General features: G+C 73.1%; 16 protein-coding genes and 1 pseudogene. 12 read left to right on the top strand and 5 right to left on the bottom strand.

Features of this window, described 5'->3' with window-relative positions; translation table 11 throughout:
• Positions 1–196 precede the first annotated feature (196 nt).
• Positions 197–1,552 carry a M20/M25/M40 family metallo-hydrolase gene (locus ABFX46_RS34675; RefSeq protein ID WP_346048167.1) on the bottom strand — a complete coding sequence of 452 codons (1,356 nt, stop codon included), beginning with the start codon at positions 1,550–1,552 and terminating at the stop codon, positions 197–199.
• Between the two features lie 466 nt (positions 1,553–2,018).
• On the opposite strand from ABFX46_RS34675, the gene ABFX46_RS34670 reads away from it, so the two are divergent.
• The 8 genes from ABFX46_RS34670 (at position 2,019) to ABFX46_RS34635 (ending at position 11,432) form a co-directional block, all read left to right on the top strand.
• Complete coding sequence (locus tag ABFX46_RS34670; RefSeq protein WP_346048166.1) at positions 2,019–3,623, top strand: peptide ABC transporter substrate-binding protein; 1,605 nt, start codon at positions 2,019–2,021, stop codon at positions 3,621–3,623.
• A gap of 6 nt (positions 3,624–3,629) precedes the next feature.
• On the top strand, positions 3,630–4,556 hold the full coding sequence (locus ABFX46_RS34665) for an ABC transporter permease (RefSeq protein ID WP_346048165.1): 927 nt from the start codon (positions 3,630–3,632) through the stop codon (positions 4,554–4,556).
• Positions 4,557–4,563: 7 nt separating this feature from the next.
• Positions 4,564–5,523: an ABC transporter permease gene (locus ABFX46_RS34660; protein ID WP_346048163.1), complete on the top strand. Its 960-nt coding sequence runs from the start codon at positions 4,564–4,566 to the stop codon at positions 5,521–5,523.
• Positions 5,524–5,532: 9 nt separating this feature from the next.
• Positions 5,533–6,552, top strand: coding sequence for an ABC transporter ATP-binding protein (locus ABFX46_RS34655; RefSeq protein WP_346048162.1), 1,020 nt, complete (start codon positions 5,533–5,535; stop codon positions 6,550–6,552).
• The gene (locus ABFX46_RS34650; protein WP_346048161.1) at positions 6,536–7,591 is read left to right on the top strand and encodes an ABC transporter ATP-binding protein; all 1,056 of its coding nucleotides are present in this window, start codon (positions 6,536–6,538) and stop codon (positions 7,589–7,591) included. The genes ABFX46_RS34655 and ABFX46_RS34650 overlap by 17 nt, the downstream gene beginning before the upstream one ends.
• 43 nt (positions 7,592–7,634) lie before the next feature.
• Positions 7,635–8,495 carry a spermidine synthase gene (locus ABFX46_RS34645; protein ID WP_346048159.1) on the top strand — a complete coding sequence of 287 codons (861 nt, stop codon included), beginning with the start codon at positions 7,635–7,637 and terminating at the stop codon, positions 8,493–8,495.
• 78 nt (positions 8,496–8,573) lie between these two features.
• Entirely contained in the window at positions 8,574–9,347 is a 774-nt protein-coding gene (locus ABFX46_RS34640) for an SDR family oxidoreductase (RefSeq protein WP_346048158.1), read from the top strand.
• A 93-nt stretch (positions 9,348–9,440) separates the two neighbouring features.
• Positions 9,441–11,432, top strand: coding sequence for an ATP-binding SpoIIE family protein phosphatase (locus tag ABFX46_RS34635; protein ID WP_346048157.1), 1,992 nt, complete (start codon positions 9,441–9,443; stop codon positions 11,430–11,432).
• Between the two features lie 25 nt (positions 11,433–11,457).
• On the opposite strand, the gene ABFX46_RS34630 is transcribed toward ABFX46_RS34635, so the two are convergent.
• Together ABFX46_RS34630 and ABFX46_RS34625 are read right to left on the bottom strand one after the other, a co-directional pair.
• The gene (locus ABFX46_RS34630; RefSeq protein WP_346048156.1) at positions 11,458–12,600 is read right to left on the bottom strand and encodes a VldE C-terminal domain-containing protein; all 1,143 of its coding nucleotides are present in this window, start codon (positions 12,598–12,600) and stop codon (positions 11,458–11,460) included.
• Positions 12,601–12,608: 8 nt separating this feature from the next.
• The gene (locus ABFX46_RS34625) at positions 12,609–13,448 is read right to left on the bottom strand and encodes a DUF4253 domain-containing protein (RefSeq protein ID WP_346048155.1); all 840 of its coding nucleotides are present in this window, start codon (positions 13,446–13,448) and stop codon (positions 12,609–12,611) included.
• 181 nt (positions 13,449–13,629) lie between these two features.
• Between ABFX46_RS34625 and ABFX46_RS34620 the strand changes: the two genes are divergently transcribed.
• Genes ABFX46_RS34620 through ABFX46_RS34605 form a run of 4 tightly spaced genes read left to right on the top strand, consistent with a single transcriptional unit; the run spans position 13,630 to position 18,316 of the window.
• Positions 13,630–14,850 carry a sensor histidine kinase gene (locus ABFX46_RS34620; RefSeq protein ID WP_346048154.1) on the top strand — a complete coding sequence of 407 codons (1,221 nt, stop codon included), beginning with the start codon at positions 13,630–13,632 and terminating at the stop codon, positions 14,848–14,850.
• On the top strand, positions 14,838–15,476 hold the full coding sequence (locus ABFX46_RS34615; RefSeq protein WP_346048153.1) for a LuxR C-terminal-related transcriptional regulator: 639 nt from the start codon (positions 14,838–14,840) through the stop codon (positions 15,474–15,476). Before ABFX46_RS34620 ends, ABFX46_RS34615 begins: the two co-directional genes overlap by 13 nt.
• Positions 15,473–15,916 carry an NUDIX hydrolase gene (locus ABFX46_RS34610; RefSeq protein ID WP_346048151.1) on the top strand — a complete coding sequence of 148 codons (444 nt, stop codon included), beginning with the start codon at positions 15,473–15,475 and terminating at the stop codon, positions 15,914–15,916. Before ABFX46_RS34615 ends, ABFX46_RS34610 begins: the two co-directional genes overlap by 4 nt.
• A gap of 60 nt (positions 15,917–15,976) precedes the next feature.
• Positions 15,977–18,316, top strand: a complete 2,340-nt coding sequence (locus ABFX46_RS34605; protein ID WP_346048150.1) for a penicillin acylase family protein — start codon at positions 15,977–15,979, stop codon at positions 18,314–18,316.
• On the opposite strand, the gene ABFX46_RS34600 is transcribed toward ABFX46_RS34605, so the two are convergent.
• The gene (locus ABFX46_RS34600) at positions 18,303–18,479 is read right to left on the bottom strand and encodes a hypothetical protein (protein ID WP_346048149.1); all 177 of its coding nucleotides are present in this window, start codon (positions 18,477–18,479) and stop codon (positions 18,303–18,305) included. The genes ABFX46_RS34605 and ABFX46_RS34600 overlap by 14 nt on opposite strands.
• A gap of 34 nt (positions 18,480–18,513) precedes the next feature.
• Positions 18,514–18,690 (bottom strand): annotated as a pseudogene (locus ABFX46_RS43630) (TetR/AcrR family transcriptional regulator C-terminal domain-containing protein); the annotation flags it as partial.
• Positions 18,691–18,799 lie beyond the last annotated feature (109 nt).

Here is an 18,799-nt window from a genome sequence, read left to right as displayed (position 1 = left end):
GGCCCTGTCCGCCCGCCCACCGCCCTGTCCGCCCACCCGCGGCCGGGGGCCACCCCACCCGCGCACCCGTTCGCTATCTGAAGCACGCCCCGCCGCTGCAGGCTGGGCGGTCGCTGTGGGCGTTGAGCGGGTGGCGGGTGGCGGGTGGCTTTGGGCTGGGAGTGGGGCGGGCGGGGGTGTCGGTTGTGGGGGTGGGTCAGCGGGTGGTCAGGAAGTGGTCTAGGACGCGGGTGCCGAAGGCCAGGGCGTCCAGGGGGACGCGTTCGTCGATGCCGTGGAACATGCCGAAGTAGTCGAGGTCGGGGCCGAGGAGGAGGGGGGCGAAGCCGAAGCTCGTGATGCCGATGCGGTGGAACGACTTCGCGTCGGTGCCGCCCGCCATCACGTACGGGACGGGGCGGGCGAGCGGGTCCTCGGCGCGGAGCGCGTCCGCGAGGGCGGCGAACGTCGGCCCGGCCGGGTCGGCGGCCGGGGCCTCCTCGTGGTTGATGAACTCGCGGGTCACCTTCGGGCCGAGCAGCCGGTCGATCACGGCGAGGAACTCCTCGCCGGTGCCGGGCAGGTAGCGGCCGTCGACCTGGGCGGTCGCGGTGCCCGGCACGACGTTGACCTTGTATCCGGCGTCGAGGCGGGTCGGGTTGGCCGAGTTGCGGATCGTCCCGGCGAACAGGTGGCCGGCGCGGCCGAGGCGTTCGGCCTCCGCGTCGAGGCGGTCGTGGTCGATGGTGGTGCCGAGCGCGTCCGCCAGGCCGTCCAGCAGGGCCCGCACGCCCGGTGTGAGGCGGGCGGGCCACGGGTGCGCGGCGATGCGGGACACGGCGTGCGCGATCTCGGCGACCGCGTTGTCGGGCGCCGGCTTGGAGCCGTGCCCGGCCGTGCCGCGCGCCGTCAGCTTCATCCACATGGTGCCGCGCTCGCCCGTCGCGATCGGATAGATCCGCGTCCCGCCCGCGTCCACGCTGAACCCGCCGGACTCGCTGATCGCCTCCGCGCAGCCCTCGAAGACCTCACGGTGCTCGCGGGCGACGTACCGGGACCCGTACTCGCCGGTGCACTCCTCGTCCGCGAGGAACGCCAGCACCAGGTCGCCGCGCGTGCGGCGCCCCTCGCGCAGCCGCCGCCGCACGACCGCCAGGGTCATCGCGAGGCTGCCCTTCATGTCGACCGCGCCGCGCCCCCACACGCACCCGTCGCGCACCTCGCCGGAGAACGGCGGCACCGCCCATTCGGCCGCGTCGGCGGGCACCACGTCCAGGTGCCCGTGGATCAGGAAGGCGGGATGGGACGGATCGGTGCCCGCGATGCGCGCGAGCACGCTCGCCCGCCCCGGCGCCGCCTCGACGATCTTCGCCTCGACGCCGGCCTCGTCCAGCAGCCCGGCGACGTACTCCGCCACCGGCCGCTCCGGACGCGCCACCCCCTCACCCCGGTTCGTGGTGTCGAACCGGATCAGGTCGGCGCAGATCCGCCCGGCCTCGTCGTCCGCCGCGCCTCCGGTCCGTCCGGCCTCGTCGTGTTCCGCGTCCCCGGCCTGTCCGATCTTGTTGTGCACCGTGCCCCCGGTCTGTTCGACCTTGCCGTCCGCCGCGTCCGCGGTCTGTCTGATCTTGCTGGGTTCCGCGTCCGCGGTCCGTCCGGTCTTGCCGTGTTCCGCGTCCCCGGTTCGTCAGGCCTTGTCGTGCTCTGCGTCGCCGGTCTGTTCGGCCTTGCCATACGCCACGTTCCCGAATCGTTGGCTTGCTCCGTCCACCATCTCAGCTTGGGTTGGTTCGCGATGAGGGTTCATTTTCCGCGGGGGGCGGGGTGTGTCAATGGCGGGTGGATTCGGGGTGCGGTGTCTGGTCGGGGTGGGTTTGCGGGGGATGGGGTGGTGCATGATCAAGAACGTCTCGATCCGGTTTCGACTCCGTCAGCGGTGTGTCCAAACGGTCACCGGCGGTACGACGCTGCGAGCAATCTAGGTGCGGCGGGCGGCCAAGCGCCCGCGGCGCCACGGCGTGACTGGGCCGAGGAGGAGCATGACCAGCCAGAGGGGTGTCCGGAGGACGGTGGCGGGGGTCGCCGCGGTGGTGCTCGCCGCGTCGCTGGGGCTGTCGGGGTGCGGCGGGGACGAGGCGGGGGCCGGGGACGGGACGTTCACCGTCGGCCACTCCGAGCCCGACCACCTGGTGCCCGCCAACACCACCAGCAGCTACTCCTTCGACGTGATCACCGAGCTGTTCGACAACCTGATGACGCTCAGCGCGGACGGGAAGGCCGTGCCGCTGGCCGCCGAGTCCGTCACGTCCGACGACCAGAAGGTCTGGACGATCAAGGTCCGGCCGGGGCAGAAGTTCCACAACGGGGAGCCGGTCACCGCGCAGAGCTTCGCGGACGCGTGGAACAGCGCCGCGTACGGCCCGAACGCCATGGGCGCCAACTCGTACTTCTCCTACATCAAGGGGTACGAGGAGATGAACCCGGAGGACGAGAACGCCAAGCCGAAGGCCGACACGCTGTCCGGCGTGGAGGTGACCGGGCCCGACGCGATGAAGGTCACGCTCAACGCGCCGTTCAGCCAGTTCCCGCTGCTGCTGACATATCCGGCGTACGCGCCGATGCCGAAGGCGGGGCTGAAGGACCTCAAGGCGTTCGACGAGCATCCGATCGGCAACGGGCCGTACATGATGGACGGCAACTGGGAGCGCAACAAGCAGATCAAGCTCGTCGCGTTCCCGGGCTACACCGGGCCGCGCAAGCCGAAGAACAAGGGCGTGACCTGGAAGAGCTACTCCAGCGCCGACACCGCCTACACCGATCTGCGCGCCGGCCGGATCGACGTGCTGCAGACGATCCCGGCGGCGAAGGTGCCCGAGGCGAAGCGGCTGCTCGGCGACCGGTTCCTCGCCCGGAAGATGAGCACCACCGACTACCTCGGCTTCCCGCTGTTCGACAAGCGGTTCGACAACCCCGACCTGCGCAAGGCCATCTCGATGGTCATCGACCGCCAGGGCATCAACAAGGCGGTCTACAACGGCGACTACTTCCCCGCCGACTCGCTCATCCCGTCCATCATCCCGGGGCACCGCGACAACGCGTGCGGCGAGCTGTGCACCTTTGACCCGGCGAAGGCCAAGCAGCTGTTCGACAAGGCCGGCGGGTTCAAGGGGACGATGGAGCTGTACTTCTCCAACGCGCAGCCGACCTACGCGCAGTGGATGCAGATCGTCGCGAACTCGCTGCGCGACAACCTCGGCATCACCGACATCCAGTTCCGCCAGGTGCCCGCGTCCGACTACTTCTCCATGCTGCGCGAGCACTCGGAGAAGGGCCCGTACCGGCAGAACTGGGAGGCCGACTACCCGAGCCCCCAGAACTACCTGGAGAACATGTGGGGCCCGGACAACCGCATGGGCTGGGACAACAAGGAGTTCAACGGCCTCATCGACCAGGCCAACCGGACCGCCGACCAGCAGCAGGCCCTCGCGCTCTACAACCAGGCCGAGGACATCGCGATCCGGGAGATGCCGATGATCCCGCTCTGGACGTGGGCGGGGCAGGGCGGCCGGTCCAAGAACGTCGACCATGTCACGATCACCCCGTTCTCCACGGGTCTGGTCGCGACGGATGTGACGGTGAAGTAGCCCGCGATGTGGCGCTACGTCCTACGGCGGCTCCTGCAGGCGGTCCCCGTCTTCATCGGCACGACGCTGCTCATCTACGTGATGGTGTTCGCGCTTCCGGGCGACCCGATCCAGGCGCTCGCCGGGGACAAACCGGTCCCGGAGAACGTCCTGCAGACGCTCCGGGACCGGTACAACCTGAACGACCCGCTGCTGGTGCAGTACGCGAAGTACATGTGGGGCCTGTTCCAGGGCGACCTGGGCGAGAACTACACGGGCCAGAGCGTGTCGGAGATGCTCAGCGGGCGGTGGACGGTGACCGCGCAGCTCGCCCTCACCGCGTGGATCTTCGAGCTGGCGATCGGGATCGCGCTCGGCACGTGGGCGGGCCTGCGCCGCGGGAGGTTCGCCGACAGCCTCGTCCTCGGCGGGACGACGCTGGTGATCGCGGTGCCGGTGTTCGTCCTCGGGTACACGGCGCAGCTGCTGTTCGGGCTGCACTGGCAGATCTTCCCCACGGCCGGGACGGACGAGGGCTGGCCGATGAGCTACCTGCTGCCCGGCATCGTGCTCGGCTCGCTCGGCCTGTCGTACGTGGCGCGGCTGACGCGGACGAGCCTGTCGGAGAACCTGCGGGCCGACTACGTGCGCACCGCGAACGCCAAGGGCCTGTCGCGGGCGCGGGTGGTCGGCCGGCACGCGCTCCGCAACTCGCTGATCCCGGTGGTCACCTACCTCGGCGTCGACTTCGGCAACCTGATGGGCGGCGCGGTCGTGACCGAGGGCATCTTCAACCTGCCGGGCATCGGGCAGCAGGTGTTCCAGTCGATCCAGCTGAAGGAGGGCCCGGTCGTGGTCGGCGCGGTCACCGTGCTGGTGCTGATCTTCCTGCTGGTCAACCTGGTCGTGGACCTGCTGTACGGGGTGCTCGACCCGCGGATCAGGTACGAGTGAGGCGCGCATGACGATCAAGGAGCCGGACGCCGGGCCGCCGCCCGGCGCCGAGCCGGGGCCCGAGACCGGCGCCGCCGGGACGAGCGCCGCGGCGGTCGCCGCCGCGGGCGGCGAGGTCGGCCGAGCCTCGCTGTGGGACGACGCGTGGCGCGACCTGCGGCGCCGCTGGGTGTTCTGGGGGTCGGTGGCGATCCTCGCGGTCGTGGCGGTGATGGCGGCGCTGCCGCGGCTGTTCACCGGCAGGGACGTCAACCAGGGCTGCGACCCGAACGCCGCCAAGCTCGGCCCGTCCGGCGACCACTGGTTCGGCACCGACCTCGCCGGCTGCGACTACTACGCGCACGTCGTCCACGGCGCCCGCCCGACGCTGCTGATCGGCGTCGCCGTCACCCTGTTCGCGCTGGCGATCGCGCTCGTGTTCGGGCTGCTCGCCGGCTACTACGGCGGCCTGCTGGACGCCCTGATCGCGCGGATCACCGACGTGTTCTTCGGGCTGCCGTTCGTGCTCGGCGCCACGGTGATCCTCGTGGCGTTCCCCTCGCACGGCGTGTGGGCGATGACGCTGGTCCTGGTGCTGCTCGGCTGGACGACGATGATCCGCATCATGCGCGGGCAGGTCATCGCCGTCCGCGACGCCGACTACGTGCAGGCGTCCCGGCTGCTCGGCGCGTCCGACGCGCGGATCATGGCGCGGCACATCCTGCCGAACGCGATCGCCCCGGTGATCGTGGTCGCCACCCTCAACGTCGGCAACGTGATCGTGGGGGAGGCGACGCTGGACTTCCTCGGCGTCGGCCTCCAGTACCCGGAGGTGTCCTGGGGCCTCCAGTTGAACCAGGCGAAGGACGCGTTCATCGACCACCCGCACCTGCTGGTCTTCCCCGCCGTGTTCCTGTCGGCGACGGTGCTGAGCTTCCTGATGCTCGGCGACGCCGCCCGCGACGCCCTCGACCCGAAGCTGCGGTGACCTCCGACCATGCTCACTGACCTGAAGGACGCCCCGGCGCCGCCGCCGCTGCTGCGCGTCGACGACCTGCACGTCCGGTTCCGCGTGCGCGGCCAGGACGTCCACGCGGTGAACGGCCTGTCGTACACCCTCGACGAGGGGGAGACGCTCGCGATCCTCGGCGAGTCCGGATCGGGCAAGAGCGTCGCCGCCCAGGCCGTCATGGGCATCCTGGACGTGCCGCCCGCCCGCGTCGAGCGCGGCTCGGTGCGGCTGCGCGGCGAGGAGCTGCTCGGCCTGCCCGAGCGGCGCCGCCGCGCCTACCGGGGCGACCGCATCTCGATGATCTTCCAGGACGCGCTGACCGCGCTGAACCCGGTGTTCACCGTCGGCGACCAGCTCGGCGAGATGTACCGGGTGCACCGCGGGCTCGGCCGGCGGGCGGCCCGCGGCAAGGCCGTCGAGCTGATGGAGCGGGTGCGGATCCCGTCCGCCGCCAAGCGGCTCGGCGACTACCCGCACCAGTTCTCCGGCGGCATGCGCCAGCGCATCATGATCGCGATGGCGCTGGCGCTGGAGCCGGACGTCCTCATCGCCGACGAGCCGACCACCGCGCTGGACGTGACCGTCCAGGCGCAGATCATGCGGCTGCTCGCCGGTCTCCAGGACGAGCTGCGGATGGGCATGGTGCTGATCACCCACGATCTCGGCGTCGTCGCCGGCGTCGCCGACCGGATCGTCGTCATGTACGCGGGGTCGGTCGCCGAGCAGGCGCCCGCCCGCGAGCTGTACGCGCGGCCCGCGCACCCCTACACCCGCGGCCTGCTCGCGTCGGTGCCGCGCCTCGACCGGCGCGGCGCGCCGCTCGTCCCGATCAAGGGGGCGCCGCCGAACCCGGCCGCGCTCCCGCCCGGCTGCCCGTTCCAGCCGCGCTGCCCCCGCGCCGAGGCGCTCTGCGCGGCGGAGCGGCCGCCGCTGGTCACCGTCGCGCCCGGCCACGAGGCCGCCTGCCACTTCGCCGAGGAGGTCCACGGTGCCGGACCCGAATGAAGCGCCCGACCCGCGTGCGGCGCCCGAGCAGGGCGGCGCGCCGATCCTCCAGGTGGAGGGGCTCGTCAAGCACTACCCGGTGACCCGGGGCGTGCTGGTGAAGCGGGCGGTCGGCCAGGTGAAGGCCGTGGACGGCGTCGACCTGGAGCTGCGGCGCGGCGAGACGCTCGGCGTCGTCGGCGAGTCCGGCTGCGGGAAGTCGACGCTGGCGAAGCTGCTGCTCGCCGCCGAGCGGCCCACCGCCGGGACGGTCCGCTTCGACGGCCGGGACGTGTTCGCGCTGCCGAAGCAGGAGCTGCGGGCGCTGCGCCGCCGCATCCAGCTGGTGATGCAGGACCCCTACTCCTCCCTCGACCCCCGGATGACCGTCGGCGACATCGTCGGCGAGCCGTTCGCGATCCACCCCGGCGCCGCGCCGAAGGGGGAGCGGCGCCGGCGGGTCCAGGAGCTGCTGGAGCTGGTCGGGCTCGAACCCGACCACGTCAACCGGTACCCGCACCAGTTCTCCGGCGGGCAGCGCCAGCGCGTCGGGATCGCCCGCGCCCTCGCGCTGCGCCCCGACGTGGTCGTGTGCGACGAGCCGGTGTCGGCGCTGGACGTCTCCGTCCAGGCGCAGGTGATGAACCTGCTCGCCGAGCTGCAGCGCGAGCTGGGCCTGGCGTACGTGTTCATCGCGCACGACCTGGCGGCCGTCCGGCACATCTCCGACCGCGTCGCCGTCATGTACCTGGGCAAGGTCGTCGAGACCGGGGACGAGGCGCAGATCTACGAGCATCCGACGCACCCGTACACGCAGGCGCTGCTGTCGGCGGTGCCCGTGCCCGACCCGGACGCGCCGGGCTGGTCGGACCAGATCCAGTTGGAGGGCGAGCCGCCCTCGCCGCTGGACCCGCCGTCCGGCTGCCGGTTCCGCACCCGCTGCTGGATGGCGCGGGACGTCTGCGCCGAGGAGGTGCCGTCCCTGGTCGAGCGGGACGGCTCATCGCACCCGAGCGCCTGCCATTTCGCCGCCGAGCCCGCCGTCACCGAACGAACGTGACGGTCGGCCGGTGCCCCGGCGAACGGGTCCGTAGGGTGGGGGTATGGCACGCAAGCGCAGGCACGGCTCGCCGCCGCGGACCTTCCGGATCGCGGGCGGGGAGGCCGAACTGCTGCGCGACGCCGACCGCGACGGCGGCTGGATGCTGCTCGTCGGCGGTGTGCCGCAGTCCTATGTCGACCTGTCCGACCCCACCTACCTCGACTTCGAGTACATGCGGCTGATCGGCGACGTGGTCGACTGCGTCGGCGCGGACGGCGAGGCGTTCGACGCGGTGCACATCGGCGGCGCCGGCTGCACGCTGCCCCGCTACATCGCCGCGACCCGGCCGGGGTCGCGGCAGATCGTGCTGGAGCCGGACGCGGAGCTGGTGCAGCTCGTCCGCGAGCGGCTGCCGGTGAAGGGCGTCCCCGGCCTGCGGATCCGCATCACCGACGGCCGCGCCGGCATCGCGGCGCTCGCCGACGACGCCGACGACCTGGTGGTGATGGACGCCTTCGCCGAGGCGTCGATGCCGCCGGAGCTCGCGACCCGCGAGTTCGTCCTGGACGCCGCCCGGGTGCTGCGGCCGCGCGGCGTCTACGTGGCCAACGTCGCCGACGGGTTCCGGCTGCCGTTCGCGCGCCGGGTCACCGCCACGATCCGGTCGGTGTTCCGGCACACGGTGCTGATGGGCGATCCGGGGGTGCTGCGGGGCCGCCGGTTCGGCAACCTGATCGTGGCCGCGTCGCAGGAGCCGCTGCCGGTCGCCGAGCTGACCCGGCGCGCCGCCGGCGGCATCGTCCGGGCGCGCGTCATGGACGGCGGCGACCTCGCCGCGTTCTGCGCCGGCGCGGCGCCGCTGCACGACGGCGAGGAGATCGCCACGCCCGTCCCGCCGCCGCAGGTCTTCGGATCGTCCTGACGGCGGCGCGGCCGGGTGTCACATTCCGGGCGTCCACCCGGTCTTGCCGAACGTGTCCGACACACCGAGGAGGAACCGATGATTCTCGTGACCGGGGCCACCGGGACGCTGGGCCGGCCCGTCGTCCGGCTGCTGCGCGAGGCGGGCGCGGACGTGCACGGGCTCAGCCGCCGGGACAGGGCCGCGGAGCCGGGCCTCACCTGGCACAAGGGCGACCTGTACACCGGTGAGGGCGTGGACGCGGCGGTCGAGGGCGCGGAGACGATCGTGCACTGCGCCAGCGACCCGTTCCATCCCAAGCGGGACCTGCCCGCCTCCCGCCGCCTGGTCGAGGCAGCGCGCCGGCAGGGCGCCCCGCACCTGGTCTACATCTCGATCGTGGGCGTCGACAAGATCGACTACGGCTACTACCGGACGAAGTACGCGGTGGAGAGGCACATCGAGGACTCCGGGCTCCCGTACACGATCCTGCGGGCCACCCAGTTCCACACGCTGCCCGCCGCGGTCTTCAACGTCCTCACCAAGGTCCCCGGTGTGGTCGGCGTGCCGAAGGGGCTGCGGGACCAGCCGGTCGACGTCGCCGAGGTCGCGGCGCGGCTCGCGGAGCTGGCGCTCGCCGCCGGGCCCGCGCGGCGGGTCGACGACATGGGCGGCCCCGAGGTGCTCACCGTGGAGGAGATGCTGGCCGGCTACCTGGAGGCGCGCGGCCTGCGGCGTCCCGTCCGGGTGCCGCTGCCGCTGCCGGGGAAGGCCGGGCGCGGCTTCCGCGCAGGCCACCACCTCACCCCCGGGCACGCCGTCGGGAAGCGGACCTGGCGTCAGTTCCTGGCCGAGGCCCACGAGCCCCGTTAGGGACATGCCTCCCCTCCGGTATCGGCCTCATCCGGCCGTCCGATGTCCCATAATCGAGCGATGGAGTCGTCCACCCGAATTCTCATTCTCGGTATGGAATCGTCGGGGAGAATTCTGCAGTTCGACCGCAACGCCGCCGCCGTTCTCGCCCGGAATGCGGACGACCTTCCGGGCGCCTACCTGGACGAACTGATCCCGGGCGCGCGGGAGCCGCTGCTGGAGGCGCTGAAGGCCGGCCGGGAGCGCACCGCCATGCTCGCCGTGGAGACCCCGGCGGGCGGGACGCTGGACGCGGTCGTGACCGTCCACCCCATGAGCGGCGGCGCCCCGGCGGGCCTCCCGGGCGGGGCGCCGGAGCCGGCCGCGCTCGCCGTCATCCGGGTGCCGGTGCCGCTCGCCGACCGGTTCGTCGACCCGGCCGTCATCCGCCGGGCGCTGCTGGACGACGCCCTGCCGCGCATAGGCTCCACCCTCGACCTGGAACTGCTGGCGCGCGGGCTGATGGACGTCCTCGTCCCGCATTTCTGCAACTCCGGCGCGCTGCTGCTCGCCGAGAGCCACATCGACGCCGACGAGCCGCCGGAGGGCCCGGACGGGCCGCAGCTGCGCCGGATGGCGATCGGCTTCGACGACGAGGACCCGGCCTGGGACGCGACGTTCCCGACCGGCGAGTCCCTCGTCTACCCGCCGGGCACCCCGCACGCGCTGTGCCTGGAGTCGGGCGAGCCGGTGCTGCGCGCCCTCGGCGGCGAGGGCGCGGCGCGGCTCGCGGGCGCGTGGCGCCGCCCGCCGGTCGCCGACCTGCTCAAGGGCGCGTCGATGCTGCTGCTCCCGATCGTGTCGTCGGCGGGCGTGCTCGGCTTCTTCGTCTGCAGCCGCAACCTCGCGCACCGCCCGTTCGACGCCTACGACGTCGAGATCGGGATGGAGTTCGCCAACCGGGCGTCCATCTTCGTGGAGAGCGCCCGCCAGTACTCGCGGGAGCGCGCCACCGCGCTCACCCTGCAGCGCAGCCTGCTGCCGACGGGCCTGTCGGCGCCGTCGCCGGTCGAGGTGCACCACCGCTACCTGCCGGGCAGCCGCCGCATCGAGGTCGGCGGCGACTGGTACGAGTCGATCGCGCTGCCCGGCGCCCGCGTCGCGCTCGTGGTCGGGGACGTCGCCGGGCACGGCGTGAAGGCCGCCGTCACGATGGGCCGGCTCCGCACCGCCATCCACACCCTCGCCGGGCTGGAGCTGCCGCCCGCCGAGGCGCTGGAGCGGCTCGACTCGCTGATGGCGACGCTCGGCGAGCGCGAACCGCACTTCGCGACCTGCGCCTACGTCGTCTACGACGCGGTCAGCGGCCGGTGCGAGGTGGCGAGCGCCGGGCACCTGCCGCCGCTGCTGGCCCCGCCCGGCGCCGCCTCGGAGTACCTGCCGGTGCCGCCCGCGCCGCCGCTCGGCGTCGGCGGCGACACCCCGATCGCGACCCGCGAGTTCACCGTCGAGGACGGGACGCTCCTGTTCCTCTACACCGACGGCCTGGTGGAGAACCGGACCCGCGACATCGACGACGGGCTCGCCCGCCTCCTCGGCACCTTCGGGCCGGGCGCCGCCGCCCGCCCCCTGGAGGACCTGTGCCAGGCGGCGCTCGACGGCGTCTACGACGACCAGCACCGCGACGACATCGCGATGCTCGTCGCCCGGCTGGCGCGCATCCCCGCCGACCACCACGCGACCTGGGAGCTCCCGGCCGAGCCCGCCGCCGTCCGCCGGGCCCGCGGCCTCGTCCGGGACCGGCTCGCCCGCTGGGACCTCGACGAGCTGACCCACTCCACGATGCTGCTGGTGTCGGAGCTGGTCACCAACGCGATCCAGCACGCGGGCGGACGGGTCACGCTGCGCGTGGTGCGCGAGGGCGGCCTCGTCTGCGAGGTGTTCGACTCCTCCGACGGCGCTCCCCGCGTCCGCCTCCACGACGAGGACGACGACATGCTGGAGTCGGGCCGCGGCCTGCACGTCGTCCGGCGGCTGGCGCGCCGCTGGGGCGTGCGCCGCACCGCCGGCGGCAAGGTCGTCTGGTGCGAGCAGGAACTGCCCTGACGCCCCGCGTGCGCCGGCGCGACGCTCAGCGCAGCACCGAGATGTGCACGTGGTCGTAGTGGTTCTGGGTGATGCTGCCGCGGTCGGCCATCGGCCGCCAGCCGCCGCCGCGCACGTTCCAGATGTGCTGCCGCCAGATGACGTAGGAGATGCCGAGCCGCCGCGCGTTCGCGACCGCGTACCGGGCGACCTGGTCGCCGTGCCGCCGCGCGCCCGCGCTCGGCATCCGCCCGCCGGTGCTCTCCATGAAGTCGCAGGCGCGGCCGTCGCCGTGGTCCTGCGGGTCGCCGGTCGACCGGTAGCAGCCGATGACCGGGAACGGGCCGAACATGCCCGCGATCTCCAGCAGGACGGTCCGCATCGTCGGCGTCATCCTGTTGCCGGTGATGGGGGTCCGTTCGCCCGCCGCCCCGTCCGGCCGCCCGGTCACCTGCGGGCGCCCCTTCGGCTCGGCCCTCGTCCGCGACGTGCGGGACGGCGCCAGCGTCGCCACCTTGGTGCCGCGCGGGAGGATCTTCCGCAGCCGCTTCGCCAGCTTCGCCGCGTCGGCCTTCGGCGCGCTGATGACCAGGGCGTTCCCGTCCGGCAGGCCCAGCGTGCGGGCCTGCGCGCGGGACACGACGGCGTCGATGTCGCCGATGCCCATCGAGGCGTACGCGCCGACGCGCACCTGACCGCCGCCCGAGCTGCGCCCCGCCGGGACCACCGCGCCGAGCGGCAGGCCCCCGTCGCGGCTCTGCTCGAAGGACACGGCGAGCCCGCCGGACGCGACCGTCTGCCACAGCTGGTCGGACTCGGCGGTCGCCTCCGGCGCGAACGCCCGGAACTTCGACGGGTCGACGCCGAGCAGCCCCATCCGGCGGCCGCCGACGCGGGCCCGCGCGGCGTCCACGACCGTGAGGCCGGTGACGCCCTTGAGCCGCCGCGCCCGCTCGACGGCCTGCGGCGGCAGGGGGGACGTCCCGGCGACCAGCAGGTGCGGCGTGTAGCGGCGCGTCAGCGGTGCGACGGCCGGTGCCTGCGGGGCGGCGTCCCGGTCCACCGACACGAGGTTCCCGGCCTTGGACGGCTCGTCGCCCGCCCGGGAGACGAGCACGGTGACGTCGGCCGCCAGCGTGAGGACGATCGCCGCCGCGATGCCCCCGGACAGCGCCTTTCCGATCCGCATTCCGCCTCTCAGTCCCACCAGAACGACCAGTAGGTCTTGCCGCGGATCTCCTCCGCGTACCCGGGGAGCGTGCCGGGGCCCTGGAACAGGATGTCCGGGCAGAACGCCCAGTGCTCCGCGGCGACGTGGACGGCGTGCCGGGTGGTGACCGGGGGAGCGGCGACGCTGAGCTCCAGGGTGTTGAACCCGAGCCCGACGACGCGGGCGCCGAACCGCTCCTCCCAGCTGCGCAGGACGGCCGACAGCGGCGCCGTCCACTCGTTGTGGTTCAGGGCGCCCTGCCAGCCGACGGCGGTGAGCGCGTCCGCGCCCCGGTCGACCGCGACCAGGCCGAGCGAGGGGCCGCGGGCGCCGAGGACGCGGGCGTAGCGGTCGGCCATCGTGTCCGGGTCGTCGAGCGGCACGCCCGCCGGGGCGGGGCCGGGGCAGTGCCGGCCGTAGGGGGCGAGGTCGTCCAGGTCCTCGTCGGCCGCCTGCTCGGCGAAGTCGGTCCACACCTCGTACATGAACGCCTGGGGGTGGTAGTCGGCGATCTCGCCGACCGGCTCGGGCGCGATCTGGCCGGCCGCCCAGGGCTGGTCGGACTCGTCCATCAGCAGCGGCCAGAGGCCCGACCGGTCGTGCTCGGCGCGCAGCGCGGCCCACAGGTCGCCGCGGACGGGGTCGTCGCTCAGCCACAGTGCCGGCCGCAGCAGCGGACGCCGCTGCGGGTAGCCGGGATCCGGCCAGACCAGATCCCCGTCGGGCAGCGGCACCGACAGCGTCCGCGCGGCGGCGTCGTCCCCGACGCCGTCGTCGAACAGCTGCGGCAGGTCGCCCGGCAGGTGCCGGACCTCCACATCATCCATTTCACGCCGTTCCGGTACAGAGCATGCCAGTGGCGATCGTAACGGCGGAGAGGCCGCCTGGGGGACCTGCTGCGCGGTTCGGCCGTCCCGGACACATGGTGTACCTGGCTCCACCACCGGTCCGGGTGCGTGCCCGGCTGCGCGGGCCCTCTCGGTCACTTACCGTTTCAGGTGAGGTGAGATGAGAAGCGCACTGGAACGCAGCGCGGTGGCGACCCGCGAGCTGGCCGCCGCCCTCCGCACCGCCGTGCCCGCGCTGTTCGGGCTGGTCCCGCTGCTGATGCTGGCCGTCCTGCTGCCCGCGGCGCTGCCGTGGCTGCCGTCGGCGGTGAAGCCGCTGCGGGCCCTCGCGAACGCCGAGCGGCGCCGGGCGGGACGGCTGCTCGGCTGCGAGATCCCCGAGCCGTACCGCCGCGCGGCGGGCGACGGGATCGCGGAGGGGCTCCGCCTCGCCCGGTCCCGGACGACCTGGCGGGACGCCGCGTGGCTCGCCGCGCACGGCCTCACCGGCCTGCCCATCGCGGTGCTGGCGGTGGGGATCTGGCCGGCGATCCCGTTCTCGCTGTCGCTGCCCCTGTGGTGGTGGGCGGCGCCCGAGGGCTCCCAGTCGGCGATCGTCACGCTGGACGACTGGCCGACGGCGCTGACGATGCCGTTCGTCCAGGCGGCCCTCTACCTCGCCATCCTGCTGTGGCTGCTGCCGCGGCTCGTCCGCCGGCAGGCCCGGCTCGCCGCGGCGCTGCTCGGCCCCACCCGCCGCACGAGTCTCGCCGAGCGGGTCGAGGAGCTGACCGAGACCCGCGCCGAGGCCCTGGAGGCGCACGGCGCCGAACTGCGCCGCATCGAACGCGACCTGCACGACGGGACGCAGGCGCAGCTCGTCGCCGCCGCACTGCGGCTCGGCCTCGCCGACCGCCGGTTCGGCGACGACCCCGACGCGGCCCGGACGCTGTTCCTGGAGGCCCGCGACGGCATCGAGGAGGCGCTGACCCAGCTGCGCACGGTGATCCGCGGCATCTACCCGCCGATCCTGTCCGACCGGGGCCTCGCCGGGGCGCTGCGCGCGCTCGCCGCCGGGCAGCCGATCCCGATCGAGATGGACGTCGGGGACGGCCGCGCGCCCGCCGCCGTCGAGGCCGCGGCCTACTTCGTCGTCGCCGAGGCCCTCACCAACGTCGCCAAGCACAGCGGCGCCCGGCACGGCTGGGTCACCGTCCGCCGCGAACCCGCCCGCCTGACGATCCGGGTGCGGGATGATGGCAAGGGCGGGGCCGACCCGAACCGGGGCAGCGGCCTCGCGGGCGTCCGCCGCCGGGTGGCGGCGCTCGACGGGGCGACCCGCATCGACAGCCCCGAGGGGGAAGGGACGACGCTCGAGGTGGAGCTGCCGTGCGGATCGTGATCGCGGAGGACAACGTCCTGCTCCGCGAGGGGCTCGTCATGCTGCTGAACGCGGGCGGGCACGAGGTCGTCGCGGCCGCCGGCGAGGGGCCCGAGGTGCTGCCCGCGATCCTGGAGCACCGTCCGGACGCCGCGGTCCTCGACGTCCGGCTGCCGCCCGGGTTCCGCGACGAGGGGCTGCGCGCGGCGATCGAGGCGCGCAAGCGGATCCCCGGCCTGCCGCTGCTCGTGCTGTCGCAGTACGTGGAGGAGACCTACGCCGCCGAGCTGCTCGCGGGCGGCGCCGAGGGCATCGGCTACCTCCTGAAGGACCGGGTCGGCCGGGTCGACGAGTTCCTGGACGCCCTCGACCGCGTCGCCGCCGGCGGCACCGCCCTCGACCCCGAGGTCGTGTCCCAGCTGATGACGGCCCGCCGGGACCCGCTGCAGACGCTCACGCCCCGCGAACGCGAGGTCCTCGGCCTCATGGCGCAGGGCCTCGACAACGCCACGATCGCCGCCACGCTCGTCATCACCGAGCGGTCGGTCAGCAAGCACATCGGCGCCGTGTTCGCCAAGCTCGGGCTGCCGCCGTCCGACAGCGGGCACCGCCGCGTCCTCGCCGTCCTGGCCTACCTGAACTCGTGAGGATCCGCCGGGCGGTCCGCGCCCTCCTGCTGGACGGCGACGCGCTGGTCCTGCTGCGCCGCACCCGCCCGGACCGGCCCGTCTACTGGACGACGCCCGGCGGGAAGATCGAGCCGGACGACGCGTCCCCCGAGGCCGCGCTGCGCCGCGAGCTGGACGAGGAGCTCGGCGCGGCCGCCGGCCCCGTCCGGCAGGTGTTCGCGTGCGGCGAGCAGTCGCCGGAGCTGTACCGCCTCAACACCTTCTACGTCTGCCGCCTGACCTCGATGGACCTGTCCCGCCGGCACGGCCCCGAGTTCGAGGACCCGTCGCGGGGCCGCTACGACGTCGACCTCGTCCCGTGCACCCCCGCCGGCCTGGCCGCCATCGACCTGATCCCCGCGACCCTCGCCGCCTACCTGCAGGACCACGCCGCCGACCTTCCCGGACTCCTGCCGTAGGTCTTGCCAGGAACGATCACTTGTGCGAACTTTGCGGGACTTCTGTGATCAAGGAGTCCCATGTCGCCTACCGTCCTGCGCGCGGCGGGAGCCGCGGTGGTCGCCGCCGCCGTCCTGACGCCCGTGACGTCCTCCTCCGCCGCGACGACCGGCGAGCGCGCCATGGCGGCGACGATCCGCTACACCGAGTACGGCATCCCGCACATCACCGCGCGCGACTACGCGGGCCTCGGCTACGGCACCGGCTACGCGGCGGCGAAGGACGACCTCTGCCTGCTCGCGCAGGGAGTCGTCACGCTGAGCGGGGAGCGCTCCAAGTACTTCGGGGCGGACGGCTCGCCGGACGGGGCGCTGTCGTCGGCGTCCACCAACATGGCCAGCGACGTGTTCTTCACCGCGATCAACGACAGCAGGGTCGTCGAGCGGCTGGCCGCCGCGCCCGCTCCCTACGGCCCGAGCGCGGAGGTGCGCGATCTCAGCCGCGGCTGGGCCGCCGGCTACAACCGCTACCTGCGCGAGGGCAAGGTCACCGACCCGGCGTGCAAGGGCGCCGCGTGGCTGCGGCCCATCACCGAACTGGACGTCTACCGGCGCGGCTACGCCCTCGCCATGCTCGGCGGCTCCGGCATGGTCACCAACCAGATCACCGAAGCGGCGCCGCCGGGCGCCGCGACCGCCGAGGCCCCGTCGACGGCGAAGGCCGCCGAGGGCGCCCGCAAGCTGCTGGCGAACGCCGACATGGGCAGCAACGCCATCGCCGTGGGCGGGGACGCCACGGCGAACGGGCGCGGCCTGCTCCTCGGCAACCCGCACTACCCGTGGCACAACGGGCGGCGCTTCTGGCAGATGCAGCAGACGATCCCCGGCAAGCTGAACGTGAGCGGCGCCGCCCTGCTGGGGTCGCCGTCCGTCAACATCGGGCACACCTCCACGTTCGCGTGGAGCCACACCGTCGCGACCGGCGTCCCGTTCAGCCTGACTGAGTTGCGCCTGGTGCCGGGAAACCCGACGTCCTACTTCGTGGACGGCAAGATAGAGAAGATGACCCAGCGGCGCGTCACCGTCCAGGTGCGACAGCCGGACGGCTCTCTCAAGCCGGTCACTAAGACGCAGTGGCGGAGCCGGTACGGGCCTATCGTCACGTCGGTCTCGTCTATCGGGCTGCCGTGGACGACCTGGAACGCCTACGCGCTCACCGATCCGAACGCCGCCAACCTGCGCTTGGCGAACACGTCGCTGGCCCTGGGCAAGGCCCGCACGACCGACGACGCGGTGCGCGCACTGAAGCAGACTCAGGGGCTGCCCTGGGTCAACACCATCGCGGCCGACTCGCGCGGGAAGGCGCTCTTCGCCCAGATCCAGGTGCTGCCGAACGTTACGAACGCGTTCGCGGACCGCTGCAACAGCCTCCTCGGCCACATCACGTTCCGGCAGGCGGGCCTTGCCATCCTGGACGGGACCCGGTCGTCCTGCGCTCCTGGGAAGGCCCCGGGGACCCTTCAGCCGGGCATCCTCAACCCCGACCGGTATCCGGTGCTGACCCGCGGCGACTACGTCACGAATTCGAACGACAGCTACTGGCTCTCGAACCCGGAGAAGCCGCTGACCGGATTCGACCGCATCATCGGCGACGAGAAGACCGCCCGCAGCCTCCGTACGAGGAGCGGCATCGTCTCCGTCCAGGACCAGCTCGCGGAGAGCAAGTTCACCCGCACCGAGATGCAGGACCTCGTCTTCGCGAACCGCAACCACGCCGGTGAACTCGCCGCGGACGGAACGGTGAAGATGTGCCGCGAGATGGGTCTCGGTGAACCCTGTGACGTCCTGGCCAAGTGGGACAGGACGGCGAACGTTGACAGCCGGGGCGCGCTCCTCTTCGACCGCTACTGGCGCAAGGCGCTCTCCGCATGGGATCTGTGGACGACGCCGTTCGACGCGTCCGACGCGGTGAACACGCCGCGCGACTTCAACACCGGCTCGTGGGCCGCCCGCAAGGCTCTACTGGACGCGGTCGACGAGCTGAAGAAGTCCAACATTCCGCTGGACGCGCCTCTCGGCGACCACCAGTACGTCACGCGCAACGGCGAGCGGATTCCGATCGGCGGCGGGACTGAGAACCTCGGCATCCTCAACAAGGTCGAAGGCACGTGGACGCCGGGCAAGGGCTACACGGAGATCACCACAGGGTCCAGTTACATCCAGGTGGTTGCGTTCGACGGCGACGCCTGCCCGGACACGCGGACCCTCCTCACCTACTCCCAGTCGACGGACCCGACGTCCCCGCACTACGCCGACCAGACCCGCCTCTTCTCCAAGAAGCAGTGGGTCACCGAGCGGTTCTGCTCCGGCGAGATCAACAAGGCACCGGGCCTGAAGGTCGTCACCCTCACGGGGAAGTGACCACGCCGATGCCGTCGATGAGGTAATCGGGGCCCTGGACGAACGCGGCGTCCCAGTCACCGTCGTCCAGATGGCCGCGCTCGGTGAGCGCCGGGTACCGGTCGCGGCTCTGGGCGAGGTGCTCGGCGGCGCCGGACGTGCCGTCCTGCGCGCCGACCTGCATGAGCGCCGACCTGCATGAGCGCCGACCCGATGACGTAGTTCGCCACCGCGTACGCGGCGGTGGCCAGCCGCGCGCCGGCCAGGCCGGTCGTGGCCAGGGTCGCGTAGAGGAAGTCCGGGCGGGCGAGCAGGTTCGGGCCCAGCAGGGGGCGTCCGCCCAGGGTCGCGGCCGACCACGGATGGTCGAGCATCGCGCGCCGCCAGCCCGACATCAACGCGATGACGTCTGCACGCCAGTCCCGCCCGGCCTCGGGCAGCGCGACATGCCCGAAGATGCTGTCGAGGGTCAGAGTGAAGGCCCCAGCCCGCCTGCACCGTGGC

It is taken from the genome of Actinomadura chokoriensis, from assembly GCF_039529475.1.
Lineage (GTDB): Bacteria > Actinomycetota > Actinomycetes > Streptosporangiales > Streptosporangiaceae > Spirillospora > Spirillospora bangladeshensis.
This window is presented reverse-complemented; position numbering and strand designations above follow the sequence as displayed.

What these genes read in the sequence shown, in the direction of transcription:
- ABFX46_RS34600 (WP_346048149.1), bottom strand. Translation starts at nt 18,479, where the DNA reads ATGCAGGTCGGCGCGCAGGACGGCACGTCCGGCGCCGCCGAGCACCTC.
- ABFX46_RS34640 (WP_346048158.1), top strand. Translation starts at nt 8,574, where the DNA reads ATGATTCTCGTGACCGGGGCCACCGGGACGCTGGGCCGGCCCGTCGTC.
- ABFX46_RS34605 (WP_346048150.1), top strand. Translation starts at nt 15,977, where the DNA reads ATGTCGCCTACCGTCCTGCGCGCGGCGGGAGCCGCGGTGGTCGCCGCC.
- ABFX46_RS34660 (WP_346048163.1), top strand. Translation starts at nt 4,564, where the DNA reads ATGACGATCAAGGAGCCGGACGCCGGGCCGCCGCCCGGCGCCGAGCCG.
- ABFX46_RS34670 (WP_346048166.1), top strand. Translation starts at nt 2,019, where the DNA reads ATGACCAGCCAGAGGGGTGTCCGGAGGACGGTGGCGGGGGTCGCCGCG.
- ABFX46_RS34625 (WP_346048155.1), bottom strand. Translation starts at nt 13,448, where the DNA reads ATGGATGATGTGGAGGTCCGGCACCTGCCGGGCGACCTGCCGCAGCTG.
- ABFX46_RS34645 (WP_346048159.1), top strand. Translation starts at nt 7,635, where the DNA reads ATGGCACGCAAGCGCAGGCACGGCTCGCCGCCGCGGACCTTCCGGATC.
- ABFX46_RS34665 (WP_346048165.1), top strand. Translation starts at nt 3,630, where the DNA reads ATGTGGCGCTACGTCCTACGGCGGCTCCTGCAGGCGGTCCCCGTCTTC.
- ABFX46_RS34620 (WP_346048154.1), top strand. Translation starts at nt 13,630, where the DNA reads ATGAGAAGCGCACTGGAACGCAGCGCGGTGGCGACCCGCGAGCTGGCC.
- ABFX46_RS34630 (WP_346048156.1), bottom strand. Translation starts at nt 12,600, where the DNA reads ATGCGGATCGGAAAGGCGCTGTCCGGGGGCATCGCGGCGGCGATCGTC.
- ABFX46_RS34655 (WP_346048162.1), top strand. Translation starts at nt 5,533, where the DNA reads ATGCTCACTGACCTGAAGGACGCCCCGGCGCCGCCGCCGCTGCTGCGC.
- ABFX46_RS34635 (WP_346048157.1), top strand. Translation starts at nt 9,441, where the DNA reads ATGGAATCGTCGGGGAGAATTCTGCAGTTCGACCGCAACGCCGCCGCC.